The 13,034-nt window shown below is 71.0% G+C and carries 11 protein-coding genes; 6 read left to right on the forward strand and 5 right to left on the reverse strand.

All coding sequences use genetic code 11. The features are described 5' to 3' along the window. Window positions 1–89 precede the first annotated feature (89 nt). A complete protein-coding gene (locus ACZ4TV_RS22740) occupies window positions 90–1,529 on the reverse strand; it encodes a gamma-aminobutyraldehyde dehydrogenase (RefSeq protein ID WP_468136572.1) in 1,440 nt (479 codons plus the stop codon). Between the two features lie 168 nt (window positions 1,530–1,697). On the opposite strand from ACZ4TV_RS22740, the gene ACZ4TV_RS22745 reads away from it, so the two are divergent. The 6 genes from ACZ4TV_RS22745 (at window position 1,698) to ACZ4TV_RS22770 (ending at window position 7,665) form a co-directional block, all read left to right on the forward strand. Next, on the forward strand, window positions 1,698–2,201 hold the full coding sequence (locus ACZ4TV_RS22745) for an Lrp/AsnC family transcriptional regulator (RefSeq protein ID WP_007266859.1): 504 nt from the start codon (window positions 1,698–1,700) through the stop codon (window positions 2,199–2,201). A 3-nt stretch (window positions 2,202–2,204) separates the two neighbouring features. Continuing rightward, window positions 2,205–3,566, forward strand: coding sequence for an aspartate aminotransferase family protein (locus ACZ4TV_RS22750; RefSeq protein WP_468136573.1), 1,362 nt, complete (start codon window positions 2,205–2,207; stop codon window positions 3,564–3,566). Window positions 3,567–3,741: 175 nt separating this feature from the next. Further along, window positions 3,742–4,500 carry an ABC transporter ATP-binding protein gene (locus ACZ4TV_RS22755; protein WP_468136575.1) on the forward strand — a complete coding sequence of 253 codons (759 nt, stop codon included), beginning with the start codon at window positions 3,742–3,744 and terminating at the stop codon, window positions 4,498–4,500. After that, window positions 4,482–5,555: a hypothetical protein gene (locus tag ACZ4TV_RS22760; RefSeq protein WP_468136576.1), complete on the forward strand. Its 1,074-nt coding sequence runs from the start codon at window positions 4,482–4,484 to the stop codon at window positions 5,553–5,555. The genes ACZ4TV_RS22755 and ACZ4TV_RS22760 overlap by 19 nt, the downstream gene beginning before the upstream one ends. 26 nt (window positions 5,556–5,581) lie before the next feature. After that, a complete protein-coding gene (locus ACZ4TV_RS22765; protein ID WP_468136578.1) occupies window positions 5,582–6,679 on the forward strand; it encodes an LOG family protein in 1,098 nt (365 codons plus the stop codon). Between the two features lie 80 nt (window positions 6,680–6,759). Further along, window positions 6,760–7,665, forward strand: coding sequence for a DMT family protein (locus tag ACZ4TV_RS22770; protein WP_468136579.1), 906 nt, complete (start codon window positions 6,760–6,762; stop codon window positions 7,663–7,665). A gap of 156 nt (window positions 7,666–7,821) precedes the next feature. Here the strand turns inward: ACZ4TV_RS22770 and ACZ4TV_RS22775 are convergent, their stop codons facing one another. The 4 genes from ACZ4TV_RS22775 to rlmN form a co-directional block, all read right to left on the reverse strand. Next, on the reverse strand, window positions 7,822–8,856 hold the full coding sequence (locus ACZ4TV_RS22775; RefSeq protein WP_468136580.1) for an ABC transporter ATP-binding protein: 1,035 nt from the start codon (window positions 8,854–8,856) through the stop codon (window positions 7,822–7,824). Further along, window positions 8,856–10,472: an ABC transporter permease gene (locus ACZ4TV_RS22780; protein ID WP_468136672.1), complete on the reverse strand. Its 1,617-nt coding sequence runs from the start codon at window positions 10,470–10,472 to the stop codon at window positions 8,856–8,858. The genes ACZ4TV_RS22775 and ACZ4TV_RS22780 overlap by 1 nt, the downstream gene beginning before the upstream one ends. A gap of 95 nt (window positions 10,473–10,567) precedes the next feature. Beyond that, window positions 10,568–11,665: a thiamine ABC transporter substrate-binding protein gene (locus tag ACZ4TV_RS22785; RefSeq protein WP_468136581.1), complete on the reverse strand. Its 1,098-nt coding sequence runs from the start codon at window positions 11,663–11,665 to the stop codon at window positions 10,568–10,570. Between the two features lie 253 nt (window positions 11,666–11,918). Continuing rightward, window positions 11,919–13,034, reverse strand: coding sequence for a dual-specificity RNA methyltransferase RlmN (rlmN, locus tag ACZ4TV_RS22790; RefSeq protein ID WP_468136582.1), 1,116 nt, complete (start codon window positions 13,032–13,034; stop codon window positions 11,919–11,921).

The following is a 13,034-nucleotide window of genomic DNA, read 5'->3' on the forward strand; positions in this document are numbered from 1 at the left end:
CAAAGCCTCAAGCCATGCGAAAGGGCGGGCAATGGACATGGTGTCCGCTGCCCGCCCCGTCAAGGCTGTGCGGTGATCGGTGCGACCGATCAGCCGCCGAGCGAGGTCATCACGTGCTTGATGCGCGTGTAGTCCTCGAAGCCGTAGGCGGAGAGGTCCTTGCCGTAGCCGGACTTCTTGAAGCCGCCGTGCGGCATCTCGGCGACGAGCGGGATGTGGGTGTTGATCCACACGCAGCCGAAGTCGAGGTTCTTGGACATCCGCATCGCACGGCCGTGGTCCTTGGTCCACACGGAGGAGGCGAGGGCGAATTCGACGCCGTTCGCGTACTCCAGGGCCTGCGCCTCGTCCGCGAAGGACTGGACGGTGATGACGGGGCCGAAGACCTCGTTCTGGATGATCTCGTCCTCCTGCTTGAGGCCCGAGACCACGGTCGGGGCGTAGAAGTAGCCCTTCTCGCCGACCTGGTGGCCGCCCGCCTCGACCTTGGCGTGGGCGGGGAGGCGCTCGATGAAGCCCGCGACCTGCTTGAGCTGGTTCGGGTTGTTCAGCGGGCCGTACAGCACGTCCTCGTCGTCCGGCTGGCCGGTCTTGGTGTCGGCGGCGGCCTTGGCGAGCGCGGCCACGAACTCGTCGTGGATCGACTCGTGCACGAGCACGCGGGTGGCGGCGGTGCAGTCCTGGCCGGCGTTGAAGTAGCCGGCGACCGCGATGTCCTCGACGGCCTTGGGGATGTCGGCGTCCTCGAAGACCACGACCGGGGCCTTGCCGCCGAGCTCCAGGTGGACGCGCTTGACGTCCTTGGAGGCGCTCTCGGCGACCTGCATGCCCGCGCGCACCGAGCCGGTGATGGAGGCCATCGCCGGGGTGGAGTGCTCGACCATGGCCTTGCCGGTCTCGCGGTCGCCGCAGACGACGTTGAAGACGCCCTTGGGCAGGATCGCGTCGATGATCTCCGCCATCAGGACGGTGGAGGCCGGGGTGGTGTCCGAGGGCTTGAGGACCACGGTGTTGCCCGCCGCGATGGCCGGGGCGAACTTCCACACGGCCATCATCATCGGGTAGTTCCACGGCGCGACCTGGGCGCAGACGCCGACCGGCTCGCGGCGGATGATCGAGGTCATCCCCTCCATGTACTCGCCGGCCGAGCGGCCCTCGAGCAGCCGGGCGGCGCCCGCGAAGAAGCGGATCTGGTCCACCATCGGCGGCAGCTCCTCGCTGGCCGTGAGGCCCAGCGGCTTGCCGGTGTTCTCCGACTCGGCGGCGACGAGCTCGTCCGCGCGCGCCTCGAAGGCGTCGGCGATCTTCAGCAGCGCCTTCTGGCGCTCCGCCGGGGTGGTGTCGCGCCAGCCCGGGAAGGCGGCCGCGGCGGCGGCCATGGCGGCGTCGACGTCGGCCTGGCCCGAGAGCGGGGCGGTGGCGTACACCTCGCCGGTGGCCGGGTTGACCACCTCGGTGGTCCGCCCGTCGGCGGCGTCCTTGAACTCCCCGCCGATGTAGTTGCGCAGACGACGCAGTTCGGTGGTCACTACAGCCACACTCCTGATCACATGTCCAACGATTGAGACGAAGACCAAGCCTAGCCCCTCGGCGGAGGCTTTCGACAGACCCGGACGCTACGAACTACGAAATCAGTGAGATCCAAGTCTTCAAACAACGGATTTCATCGATTCCGTCTTGCGTAACAGACGACCCTCGTGCACAGTGAGGTCGTGGTCAGTCGAAGCGCAGATTCCAGGAACAGACAACCGTCCCCTTCGGTCGATGCTGTGTCCCTGGCGATCATCGAGCAACTGCAGGAGGACGGTCGCCGTCCCTATGCATCGATCGGCAAGGCCGTCGGCCTGTCCGAAGCTGCCGTACGCCAGCGCGTACAGAAGCTGCTCGACCAGGGCGTCATGCAGATCGTCGCCGTCACCGACCCGCTCACCGTGGGCCTGCGACGCCAGGCCATGGTCGGCATCAACGTCGAGGGCGACCTCGACCCCGTGGCCGATGCGCTGACCGCCATGGCCGAGTGCGAGTACGTGGTGATGACCGCAGGGTCGTTCGACCTGATGGTGGAGATCGTCTGCGAGGACGACGACCACCTGCTCGAAACGATCAACAAGAAGATCCGCACGCTCCCCGGCGTGCGATCAACCGAAAGCTTCGTTTATCTGAAGCTGAAGAAGCAGACCTACATGTGGGGAACTCGATAGCCCGTGAGCCAGGACCTCTCCAAGACCGCATACGACCACCTGTGGATGCACTTCACCCGCATGTCGTCGTACGAGAACGCACCCGTCCCCACCATCGTGCGTGGTGAGGGCACCTACATCTTCGACGACAAGGGCAAGCGCTACCTCGACGGTCTCGCCGGACTGTTCGTGGTCAACGCAGGTCACGGCCGCAAGGAACTGGCCGAGGTCGCCTACAAGCAGGCTCAGCAGCTCGCCTTCTTCCCCGTGTGGTCGTACGCCCACCCGAAGGCCGTGGAGCTCGCCGAGCGCCTCGCCGACTACGCCCCGGGCGACCTGAACAAGGTCTTCTTCACCACCGGTGGCGGCGAGGCCGTCGAGACCGCCTGGAAGCTCGCCAAGCAGTTCTACAAGCTGCAGGGCAAGCACACCAAGTACAAGGTCATCTCGCGTGCGGTCGCCTACCACGGCACCCCGCAGGGCGCCCTGTCGATCACGGGTCTGCCGGCCCTGAAGGCCCCCTTCGAGCCGCTGGTTCCCGGCGCGCACAAGGTGCCGAACACCAACATCTACCGCGCCCCGATCTACGGCGACGACCCCGAGGCCTTCGGCCGCTGGTGCGCCGACCAGATCGAGCAGGAGATCCTCTTCGAGGGCGCCGACACCGTCGCCGCCGTCTTCCTGGAGCCGGTGCAGAACGCCGGCGGCTGCTTCCCGCCGCCGCCCGGGTACTTCCAGCGGGTCCGCGAGATCTGCGACCAGTACGACGTGCTGCTCGTCTCGGACGAGACGATCTGCGCGTTCGGCCGCCTCGGCACGATGTTCGCCTGTGACAAGTTCGGCTACGTGCCGGACATGATCACCTGCGCCAAGGGCATGACCTCGGGCTACTCCCCGATCGGTGCCTGCATCATCTCGGACCGCATCGCGGAGCCGTTCTACAAGGGTGACAACACCTTCCTGCACGGCTACACCTTCGGCGGGCACCCGGTGTCCTCGGCGGTGGCGATCGCCAACCTCGACATCTTCGACAAGGAAGGGCTCAACGAGCACGTCCTCAAGAACGAGGACGCCTTCCGCTCGACGTTGGAGAAGCTGCACGACCTGCCGATCGTCGGCGACGTCCGCGGCAACGGCTACTTCTACGGCATCGAGCTCGTCAAGGACAAGGTCACGAAGGAGTCCTTCACGGACGAGGAGACGGAGCGCGTGCTCTACGGCTTCCTCTCCAAGGCGCTCTTCGACAACGGCCTGTACTGCCGGGCCGACGACCGCGGTGACCCGGTCATCCAGCTCGCCCCGCCGCTGATCGCGGACCAGGGCACCTTCGACGAGATCGAAGGCATCCTGCGCTCGGTGCTCACCGAGGCGTGGACGAAGCTGTAATAGGCCAACCACACGGCTAGTCCAACCACACGGCCCGGATCCCCCGTTCGAGTGAGAACGCGGGGGTCCGGGCCGTGTGCTGTCACCATCCAAGAGGTTCATCTCTTTACATCTCAGTGCGGCGCCAGTGACTTCAGCGGGCTCCGCTTCGTTCCCCCGGACGGAGGTGTACGCCATGGTGGCTCCACCGGACAATGCCCCGCCTGACAATGACGTCCTGTGGGCACGGTCCCTTCACTACTCCCACAGCGGTGCCCCTGCCCTCGTCGGGGTCTCCCTCGGAGTCCGCCAGGGCGAGATCCTGGCCCTGACCGGTCCCCGCGGCAGCGGCAAGACCACCCTGCTCCGCTGCCTGTCCGGGCAGCTGCGGCCCGAGCGGGGCGGCGAGGTCTGGTTCAACAGCGTCCCCGTGCACACCATGAGCACGTCGGCGCGCGAACGGCTGCGCCGCGACCGGTTCGGCTGGATCGGTCCCGAGCCTCAGCTGCTGCCCGAGCTGAAGGTCTGGGAGAACGCGGCCCTGCCGCTGCTGCTCGCCGGTGCCCCGCACCGCAGCGCCAAGCACGCCGCCTGCGAATGGCTGGACCGCCTCGACATCGGCGCCTTCGCCCGCAAGCGCCCCACCGCCCTGAGCCGTGCCGAGTCCCAGCGGGTCGCGCTCGCCCGGGCCCTGGTCAGCGTCCCCGCGGTGCTCTTCGCCGACGAGCCCACGGCCCCGCTGCACCGGGCCGAACGGGCCCTGCTGCTGCGCACGCTGACCACCGCGGCCCGCTCCCACGAGATCACCGTGCTGCTGGCCACCCACGACGAGGCCACCGCGGCCGTCGCGGACCGCCGCCTGGCCCTGCTCGACGGCCGCCTCGCGGGGGCCGCGCCCTCCTCCCCCGTCTCCGACAACCCGGAGGGCCAGGCCGCGTGCTCGCTCTCCGCCTAGCCCGCGGTTCCCGCCCGCTCGTCCAGCTGCGGCGGCTCCTCGTCGCCGCCGCCTCGGCCGGGACCGGGTTCCTGCTGCTCCACGTACTCGCCGGGGCCGTGGCCCGGCCCGCCGGATCGTTCCCTCGCCTGCTGTGGGCCATGGTCCCGCTGGCCGTCACCGTCCACCTCGCCGTCGTCGTGGCCCGGGCCGACCCCGCGACCCGGCTCCGCGAAGGACTGGACGCCGCCGGGCTGGGACCCGTACGGCTCACCCTGGTCGCCGCGATCTCCACCGCCGTCGCCTGCACCCTCGGCAGCGCCCTGGCCCTGGCCGCCTTCCTCCACCTGCGCGGGGACGTGGCCGGGCTGCCGTTCGACGGGGCCGGCGCGGCCCTGCTCCACGCCGACCAGCCGCTGCCCGTGGCGGGCGCCCTCACCCTCCTGGCCCTAGTCCCGCTGACCGCCTCGGCCGCCACCGTCTTCGCACTGCGCCCGCACCCGCCGCTGGCCCCGCAGACCGGGCTGCCCTGGGGCATCGCGCTGACCGCCTGCGGGCTCGCCGTCGAGGCCTACGCGGGCCGGGGTGACGCCGGGATGCTCGCCGGCTGGTCGCTGACCGCGATCGGCCTCGCCCTCGCCGGACCGGGCCTCGCCTATGCCTGCGGGAGCCTGGTCCAGGCCGTACGCCCGGGCGCGCTCCGGCTGCTGGCCGGGCGGGCCCTCCAGCAGGAAGCGCCCCGGATCGGGCCGCCGCTGGGGGTGCTGTGCTCGGTCGGCGCGGGCGCCCTGACCGCCCTCGCACTGCGTGACCGGGGAGTGCTGCTCGTCCCACTGGGCCCGCTGACCTGGCCGGCCGCCGCTCTGGTGGCCCTGTGCGCCACCGCGACCCTTCTCACATCCGCGGTGGAGGCCCGCCAGATCCGGGCCGCCGACCGGGGGGCCCTGCCCGACCTGGGCGCTCCCGCCAGGGTCCTTCGTACGGCGGCGAGTCTGCGGGCCACCGCGCTCGCGGCCGTGTGCGTACCGCTCAGCTGGGGTGTGGCGCAGCTGACGTCGCTGGCACTGACCCGCTGACGCGACCAGCCCTTAGGGTGGGCCGAATGGTCAACGGATACATCGACACCGAGATCGAGACGCTCGCCGAATTCGACCAGGTCGTGGCCCGCGGCTCGCTCAGCGGCTACCGCATCCAGTCGGTCAACCTGCTGGAGCGGACCTTCGCGCTGCTGGCCGCCGACACCTCGGCGGCCGTGTTCCTGGGCTGCCCGATGGAACCCGATGCCTCGGTGAAGGTCCGCGCCGAGGGCGCGCTGGTCTTCCCTCCCGTGCCGGACCTGCCGTTCAACCCGTACCGGGGACTGCTCTACACGCCCGAGGAGCTCTTCACCGGGCTGCCCGACGGGTACGAGGTCACCCCGGACGCCGAGGCGTACGCCTGGTTCCAGGAGACCAAGGCGGACGGCGACGTCTTCTCCTCGATGCTCCGCTCCCTCCACGACGACGCCATGTCGGACGCGCTCGACGAGCACCTGGCCGGCGCCCTGGTCGTGGGCGTGATGGGCGGGCACGCCATGTCCCGTGGCGGTACGGACTACCGCGGCGCGGCGGAGCTGGGCCGGGCACTGACCCGCTCCGGGCTGACGGTGGCCACCGGCGGCGGCCCGGGCGCGATGGAGGCCGCCAACCTCGGCGCCTACCTGGCCCCGGCCCCGGACGAAGCGCTTGCGGAGGCCCTGGAACTGCTCGCCAAGGCCCCCTCCTTCGCGCCGTCGGTGTCCGACTGGGCGCACGCGGCCTTCGCCGTACGGGAGCGGTGGCCCGACGGCGGCGACTCGGTGGGCATCCCGACCTGGTTCTACGGGCACGAGCCGCCGAACGCCTTCGCGGGGCACATCGCGAAGTACTTCGCGAACGCCACCCGTGAGGACGGGCTGCTGGCCCGGTCCACGGCGGGCGTGGTCTTCCTGCCGGGCGCCGCGGGCACCGTTCAGGAGGTCTTCGACAGCGCCACCCCCAACTACTACTCCTCGCGCGGCGAACCGGCGCCCATGGTCCTCGTGGACCGCGCCCACTGGACCGAGCACCTTCCGGCGTGGCCCCTGCTCCAGGCACTGGCCCGGGGCCGGGCGATGGAGTCCCGGATCGCGCTCGTCGACTCGGTGGACGAGGTCCCCGACGCCCTCGCGTCAATGAGCTGAACTCCGGAAGCAACTTCCGGGCCGATTCACACGTCTGGCAGAGGTACCGCAAAACCTGCCAGACGTGAACGGAGCCCTTGGTGCTCATAGGCCTGCTGACCGCTGTCGCGGCGTCCATCTGCTACGGCACGGGATCCGTGCTGCAAGCCGTCGGATCGCGCCGCGCCGCCCGGATGTCCCCGACCGCCGCCGGGGTGACCGCCCATGGCGGCCCCAACCTGTCGTCCACCGCGAAGGCGGCGATGACCTGGGAATTCATCGTCGGTACGATCCTGGACTTCGTGGGCTTCGGGCTCGGCGCCCTGGCCGCCCGGCTCCTGCCCCTCTTCCTCTCCCAGACGGTGATCAGCGCCAATCTTGTGATCACGGCCGTGCTGAGCGTGAAGATGCTAGGCATCCGGCTGAGCCGCAAGGAATGGACCTCGATCGGCGTCGTCTGCACGGCGCTGGTGCTGCTGGCGACGGCGGCGGGTCACGAGGGCGGCCACCACGCGCCGATGTCCACGCACTGGTGGCTGCTGGGGATCACCCTGCTGTTGATGGTGGGCGGCACGGTGGCCGTACGCCTCCTCGGCGGCGGGGCCGCGATCCTGGCGGGCCTGCTCTCGGGCCTGGGCTTCGGCGCGCTCGGCGTCGGCGTCCGGATCCTGGACGGCGTCGACCCGTTCGACCTCGGCACCTTCCTCTCCGACCCGGCCCTCTACGCCATTCTGGTGGCGGGCATCGGCGGCATGTACCTGCACACGGTCGCCCTGCAGATCGGCTCGGTGAACGGCGCCACCGCGGCCCTGGTCGTCGGCGAGACCGTTCTCCCGGGCGCGATCGGCGTCCTCTGGCTCGGCGACGCCTCCCGGCCCGGCCTGGCCTGGCTGGCGGTCCTGGGCTTCGTCCTGGCCGTCGCCGGCGCGGTGGCCGTCGCCTGGTACGGCAAACACGACGCGGCCGAGACGAAAGACCCCGCCGAACCCACCCTCGCCGGCGTCTGACCCATCTTTCAGCCCCGTCGGCGCCCTTTCAGCCCCACCGGGCACATCCAGCCCCGCCGGCGTTTGAGGCGCGGGGGCCGGGGCGGAGCCCCGATCTTTCAGCCCCGCCGGCGTTTGAGGCGCGGGGCCCGGGGCTGGTCCCCGGTAGCGGCCTAGCTAGGCATGCGGCGGCAGGACGACCACCTCGGCCGGGGTGAAGGTCACCGCGACCCGGTCCCCCGCGGCCGGCGCCCCCGCCAACTCGCACTCCGCCTCCAGCTCCGGCCCGGCCTCCGGCCGCAGCAGCAGCGCGACGTGCGTCCCGCGGAAGGTGCGGGACACGACCTCGCACCGCAGGCCGGCCCCGCTGAGCGCCACCCCCGCCGGGCGGATCAGCAGCCGCTGGTCCCCCTCGGGGGAACCGGCCGGGACCGGGACCCTGCCCCACGGGGTCCCGGCCACCGCGCCCGAGATCGCGGCCGGGACCACGTTCTCGAAGCCGAGGAACCGCGCCACGAACTCCGACGCGGGCCGCTGCCACACCTCGAGCGGGGTTCCCGCCTGCTCGATCCGGCCGTCCCGCATCACCACCACCCGGTCGGCCAGCGCGAAGGCCTCCCCCTGGTCGTGCGTGACGGCCAGCACCGTCGTGCCCAGCCGGGAGAACAGCTCCCGCAGCTCCACCACGAGGCGCTCCCGCAGTCCCCGGTCCAGCTGCCCCAGCGGTTCGTCCAGCATCAGCAGCCGCGGCGAGGGCGCCAGCGCCCGGGCCAGTGCCACCCGCTGCTGCTCGCCGCCCGAAAGGGAGGCCACCGCCCGGCCCTGGGCCCCGGGGAGCCCGACGAGTTCCAGCAGTTCCGCGGCCTGGGACGCGTACGAGGTCCGCCCGGCGCCCCGCATCCGCAGCCCGAAGGAGACGTTCGCGCCCACGTCCCGGTGCGGGAAGAGCTGGTGGTCCTGGAACATCAGGCCCACGCCCCGCCGGTGCACGGGTACGCCGGCCTGGTCGGCCCCGTCCAGCAGCACCCGGCCCCCGGACACCTCCTGGAGCCCGGCGACGACCCGCAGCAAGGTGGACTTGCCGCTCCCGCTCGGCCCCAGCACGCACACGATCTCGTGCTCGGCGACCCGCAGGTCCACGCCGTCCAGGGCGTACCCGTCCGCGCGCTCACCGAAGCGGACCGACACGCCTTCCAGCTGAAGCAGTGTCATCAGAACTCCCCGGAGGTCTTGTCGGGTCGCAGTCGCTCCAGCACCAGCAGGGACACCGCGCACACCAGCATCAGAATCGTGCTCAGGGCCATCGCCTGCCCGTAGTTCAGCTCACCGGCCCGCCCCAGCAGCCGCGCCACGGCCACCGGCAGCGTCGGCCGGTCCGGCCGTGCGATGAAGACGGTCGCGCCGAACTCCCCCAGCGACACCGCGAAGGCGAACCCGGCCGCGATCAGCAACGCCCGCCGCACCAGCGGCAGGTCCACCTCCCGCCATACCCGCAGCGGCGACGCGCCGAGCACCGCGGCGGCCTCGCGCAGCCGCCCGTCCACCGCGCGCAGCACCGGCAGCATGGTCCGTACGACGAAGGGCACGCCCACCAGGGCCTGCGCCAGCGGCACCAGGATCCACGAGGTCCGCAGGTCCAGCGGCGGCTCGTCCAGGGTGATCAGGAAGCCGAAGCCCACCGTCACCGCGGACACTCCCAGCGGGAGCATCAGCAGCGCGTCGAAGCCGCGTACGAAGCGGCCCGCGCGCCGGGTCAGTGCCGCGGCCGCGAGTCCCCCGATGAAGAGGGCGATCGCGGTGGCGGCGAGCGCGTACTGGAGGGAGTTCCAGATCGCCTCCAGCGGCGGCACCAGGAAGGTGCCGCCGCCGGCGCCCGCGTCCTGGAGCGCCCGGTAGAAGCCGAAGCCGTAGCCGCCCGGGGCATCGAAGGACCGTTCGACCAGTACTCCCAGCGGCAGCACGATCAGCAGCGCCACGCTCAGCAGCACCCCGCCCAGCAGGGCGCGCTGCGCCCAGCCGCGCGGCCGGTGCGTGGTCCGGCCCGGATCAACCAGCCGCAGTGCGGTCTCGCGCTTGCGCACCGTCCAGGCGTGCACGCCGAGGATCGCCCCGACCGCGGCGAACTGGACCATGGTCAGTACGGCGGCCGTCGGCAGGTCGAGGAGCTGCGCGGTCTGCCGGTAGACCTCCACCTCCAGGGTGGAGTACGAGGGCCCGCCCAGGATCAGCACGACGCCGAAGGAACTGAAGGTGAACAGGAACACCATCAGCGAGGCGGCGGCCACCGCCGGGGCCAGCGCGGGCAGCGTCACCCGCCGCCAGGCGGCGAACCGTCCGGCGCCCAGCACCCGGGCGGCCTCCTCCTGGCGCGGGTCCAGCTGGGCCCACAGCCCGCCGACCGTGCGGACCACGACGGCGTAGTTGAAGAAGACGTGCGCGAGCAGGATCGCCCAGACGGTGGTGTCGAGACGGACGCCCACCCGTTCGTCCAGCAGTCCGCCGCGTCCCAGCAGCGCGAGGAAAGCGGAGCCGACCACCACGGTCGGCAGCACGAAGGGAACGGTCACCACGGCCCGCAGCAGCTGCTTGCCGGGGAACTCGAAGCGCGCGAAGACGTACGCGCCGGGGAGTGCGATCAGCAGCGTGAGCGCGGTGGAGGCGAGCGCCTGCCAGGTGGTGAACCACAGCACGCCGGCGATGTCGGGCCGGGTCAGCACCTCCCCGATCCGGCCGAACTGCCACCCGGCGTCGGCCCTGAGCCCGCGCCCGACGATCGCGCTGACGGGGTAGGCGAAGAACAGTCCGAAGAAGGCGAGGGGCAGCGCCATCAGGGCGAGCCGCACGGCGGTCGCCCGCACCCCCTCCCCCGGGCCGGGAACCGGCGCGGCGCCCCCCGGCGCCGCGCCCGAACCCCTGGTACCGCTTACTTCACGACGAGCGCGGTCCATGCCTTGACCCACTGATCACGGTTCTTGGCGATGGTCTCCGGAGCCACGCTCGTGGGCTTCTCGACCACCACACCGTGCTTGGTGAACAGCTCCGGCAGCGCGGCGTCCTTGATCACGGGGTTCACGAACATCTGGAGCGGCATGTCCTCCTGGAACTTCTTGCTGATCAGGAAGTCCACGAGCGCCTTGCCGCCCTCCTCGTTCTTCGCGCCCTTCAGCAGACCCGCGAACTCGATCTGGCGGAAGCAGGTGCCGGTGGCGACACCCGTCGGGGCCTCGGCCGGCTGCGGCTCGCCGTACAGCACCTCGACCGGCGGGCTGGAGGCGTAGGAGACGACCAGCGGGCGGTCGCCCTTGGCCTTCTTGCCGCCCGCGGAGCCGGAGAAGCGCTCGTTGTAGGCCTGCTCCCAGCCGTCGACGACCTCGACGCCGTTGGCCTTGAGCTTGCTCCAGTAGTCCTTCCAGCCGTCCTCGCCGTACGTGCCGACGGAGGCGAGCAGGAAGCCGAGACCGGGCGAGGAGGTCGCGGCGTTCTCGGTGACCAGCAGGTTCTTGTACTCCGGCTTGATCAGGTCGTCCAGCGTCTGCGGCGGGGCGATCTTCTTGTCGGCGAAGTACGCCTTGTCGTAGTTGACGCAGATGTCACCGGAGTCGACCGGGGTGACCCGGTGCTCCTTGTCGAGCACGTACTCGGGCTTCACCTCTCCCAGGCCCTTGGCCTCGTAGGGCGTGAAGATGCCGTTGTCGAGGGCGCGCGAGAGGAGGGTGTTGTCCACACCGAAGAAGACGTCGCCGCGCGGGGAGCCCTTGGTGAGGATCTCCTGGTTCAGCGCCGCGCCCGCGTCCCCGGACTTCAGCACCTTGACGGTGTAGCCGCTCTGCTGCTCGAACTCCTTCAGGACCGTGTCGGTCACGTTGAAGGAGTCGTGGGAGACGAGCGTGACGGTCTGGGGCTTCGGGGCGTCGGTCGCGCCCGCCGTCTTGTCCTCGGCGTCGCCGCCGCAGGCGCTGAGCGTCGTGACGCCCAGCGCGGCCGCGAGCGCGGCGCCCGCCAGCTTCTTGGTGGTGCTCACTGGTGAATTCCTCCTGGGATGACCAGGAGAAGACGCGGCCCTGCCCGGCGCTCTGTGGGAGCGGACGCCGGGCAGGGCGCAACAGCTTGAGTGGTGACCGAACTTCCTACCCCGAATGACCGGGGCGAGGTTCAGAGGGTCTGCGGATGACGGTTGCCGCACTCTCAGCGCTGTGGCGCTCCCCTGTCGGAATATGAAATTGGTTCGGCCACAGGGTACCCCGTGGCCGGATCATGACGAGCAGCAGCGGAATCTAGCGCTCCGAAGCGGCCAGCTGGCCGCACGCGCCGTCGATCTCCTGGCCGCGGGTGTCCCGTACGGTCACGGGCACGCCGTGGCGGGCGATGGCCTCCACGAAGGCCTTCTCGTCCTCGGGCCGGGAGGCCGTCCACTTGGAGCCGGGCGTCGGGTTCAGCGGGATCAGGTTGACGTGCACGCGCTTGCCCTTGAGCAGCTTGCCGAGCAGGTCACCGCGCCAGGCCTGGTCGTTGATGTCGCGGATGAGGGCGTACTCGATCGAGATCCGGCGGCCGGACTTCTCGGCGTACTCCCAGGCCGCATCCAGCACCTCGCGGACGTTCCAGCGGGTGTTCACGGGGACGAGGGTGTCGCGCAGCTCGTCGTCGGGCGCGTGCAGCGAGACCGCGAGACGGCACTTGAAGCCCTCGTCGGCGAACCGCAGCATGGCCGGGACCAGGCCGACGGTGGAGACGGTGATGCCGCGCTGCGACAGCCCGAGGCCGTCGGGCTCCGGGTCGGTGAGCCGGCGGATGGCGCCGACCACGCGGTTGTAGTTGGCCAGCGGCTCGCCCATGCCCATGAAGACGATGTTCGACAGCCGGGCCGGGCCGCCGGGGACCTCGCCGTCGCGCAGGGCGCGCATGCCGTCGACGATCTGGTGCACGATCTCGGCGGTGGACAGGTTGCGGTCCAGGCCGGCCTGGCCGGTGGCGCAGAAGGGGCAGTTCATGCCGCAGCCGGCCTGCGAGGAGATGCACATGGTGACGCGGTCCGGGTAGCGCATCAGCACGGACTCGACGAGCGTGCCGTCGTGCAGCTTCCACAGCGTCTTGCGGGTGGTGTCGTCGTCGCAGCTGATGTGCCGGACGACGTTCATCAGGTCCGGGAGGAGCTCCTGCTGGAGCTTCTCGCGCGAGCCCGCGGGGATGTCGGTCCACTCGGCCGGGTCGTGCGCGTAGCGGGCGAAGTAGTGCTGGGAGAGCTGCTTGGCCCGGAAGGGCTTCTCACCGATCGCGGCGACCGCCTCGCGGCGCTCCTCCGGAGTGAGGTCGGCGAGGTGGCGGGGCGGCCGCTTCGCTCCGCGGGGCGCGACGAAAGTGAGCTCACCCGGAGCAGGACGGGGGGCCAT

It is taken from the genome of Streptomyces sp. NPDC028910 (genome assembly GCF_055564955.1).

Coding starts and splice junctions, on each gene's coding strand:
- ACZ4TV_RS22755 (WP_468136575.1), top strand. CDS start 3,742: ATGGTGGCTCCACCGGACAATGCCCCGCCTGACAATGACGTCCTGTGG.
- rlmN (WP_468136582.1), bottom strand. CDS start 13,034: ATGGCCCCCCGTCCTGCTCCGGGTGAGCTCACTTTCGTCGCGCCCCGC.
- ACZ4TV_RS22765 (WP_468136578.1), top strand. CDS start 5,582: ATGGTCAACGGATACATCGACACCGAGATCGAGACGCTCGCCGAATTC.
- ACZ4TV_RS22775 (WP_468136580.1), bottom strand. CDS start 8,856: ATGACACTGCTTCAGCTGGAAGGCGTGTCGGTCCGCTTCGGTGAGCGC.
- ACZ4TV_RS22780 (WP_468136672.1), bottom strand. CDS start 10,472: ATGGCGCTGCCCCTCGCCTTCTTCGGACTGTTCTTCGCCTACCCCGTC.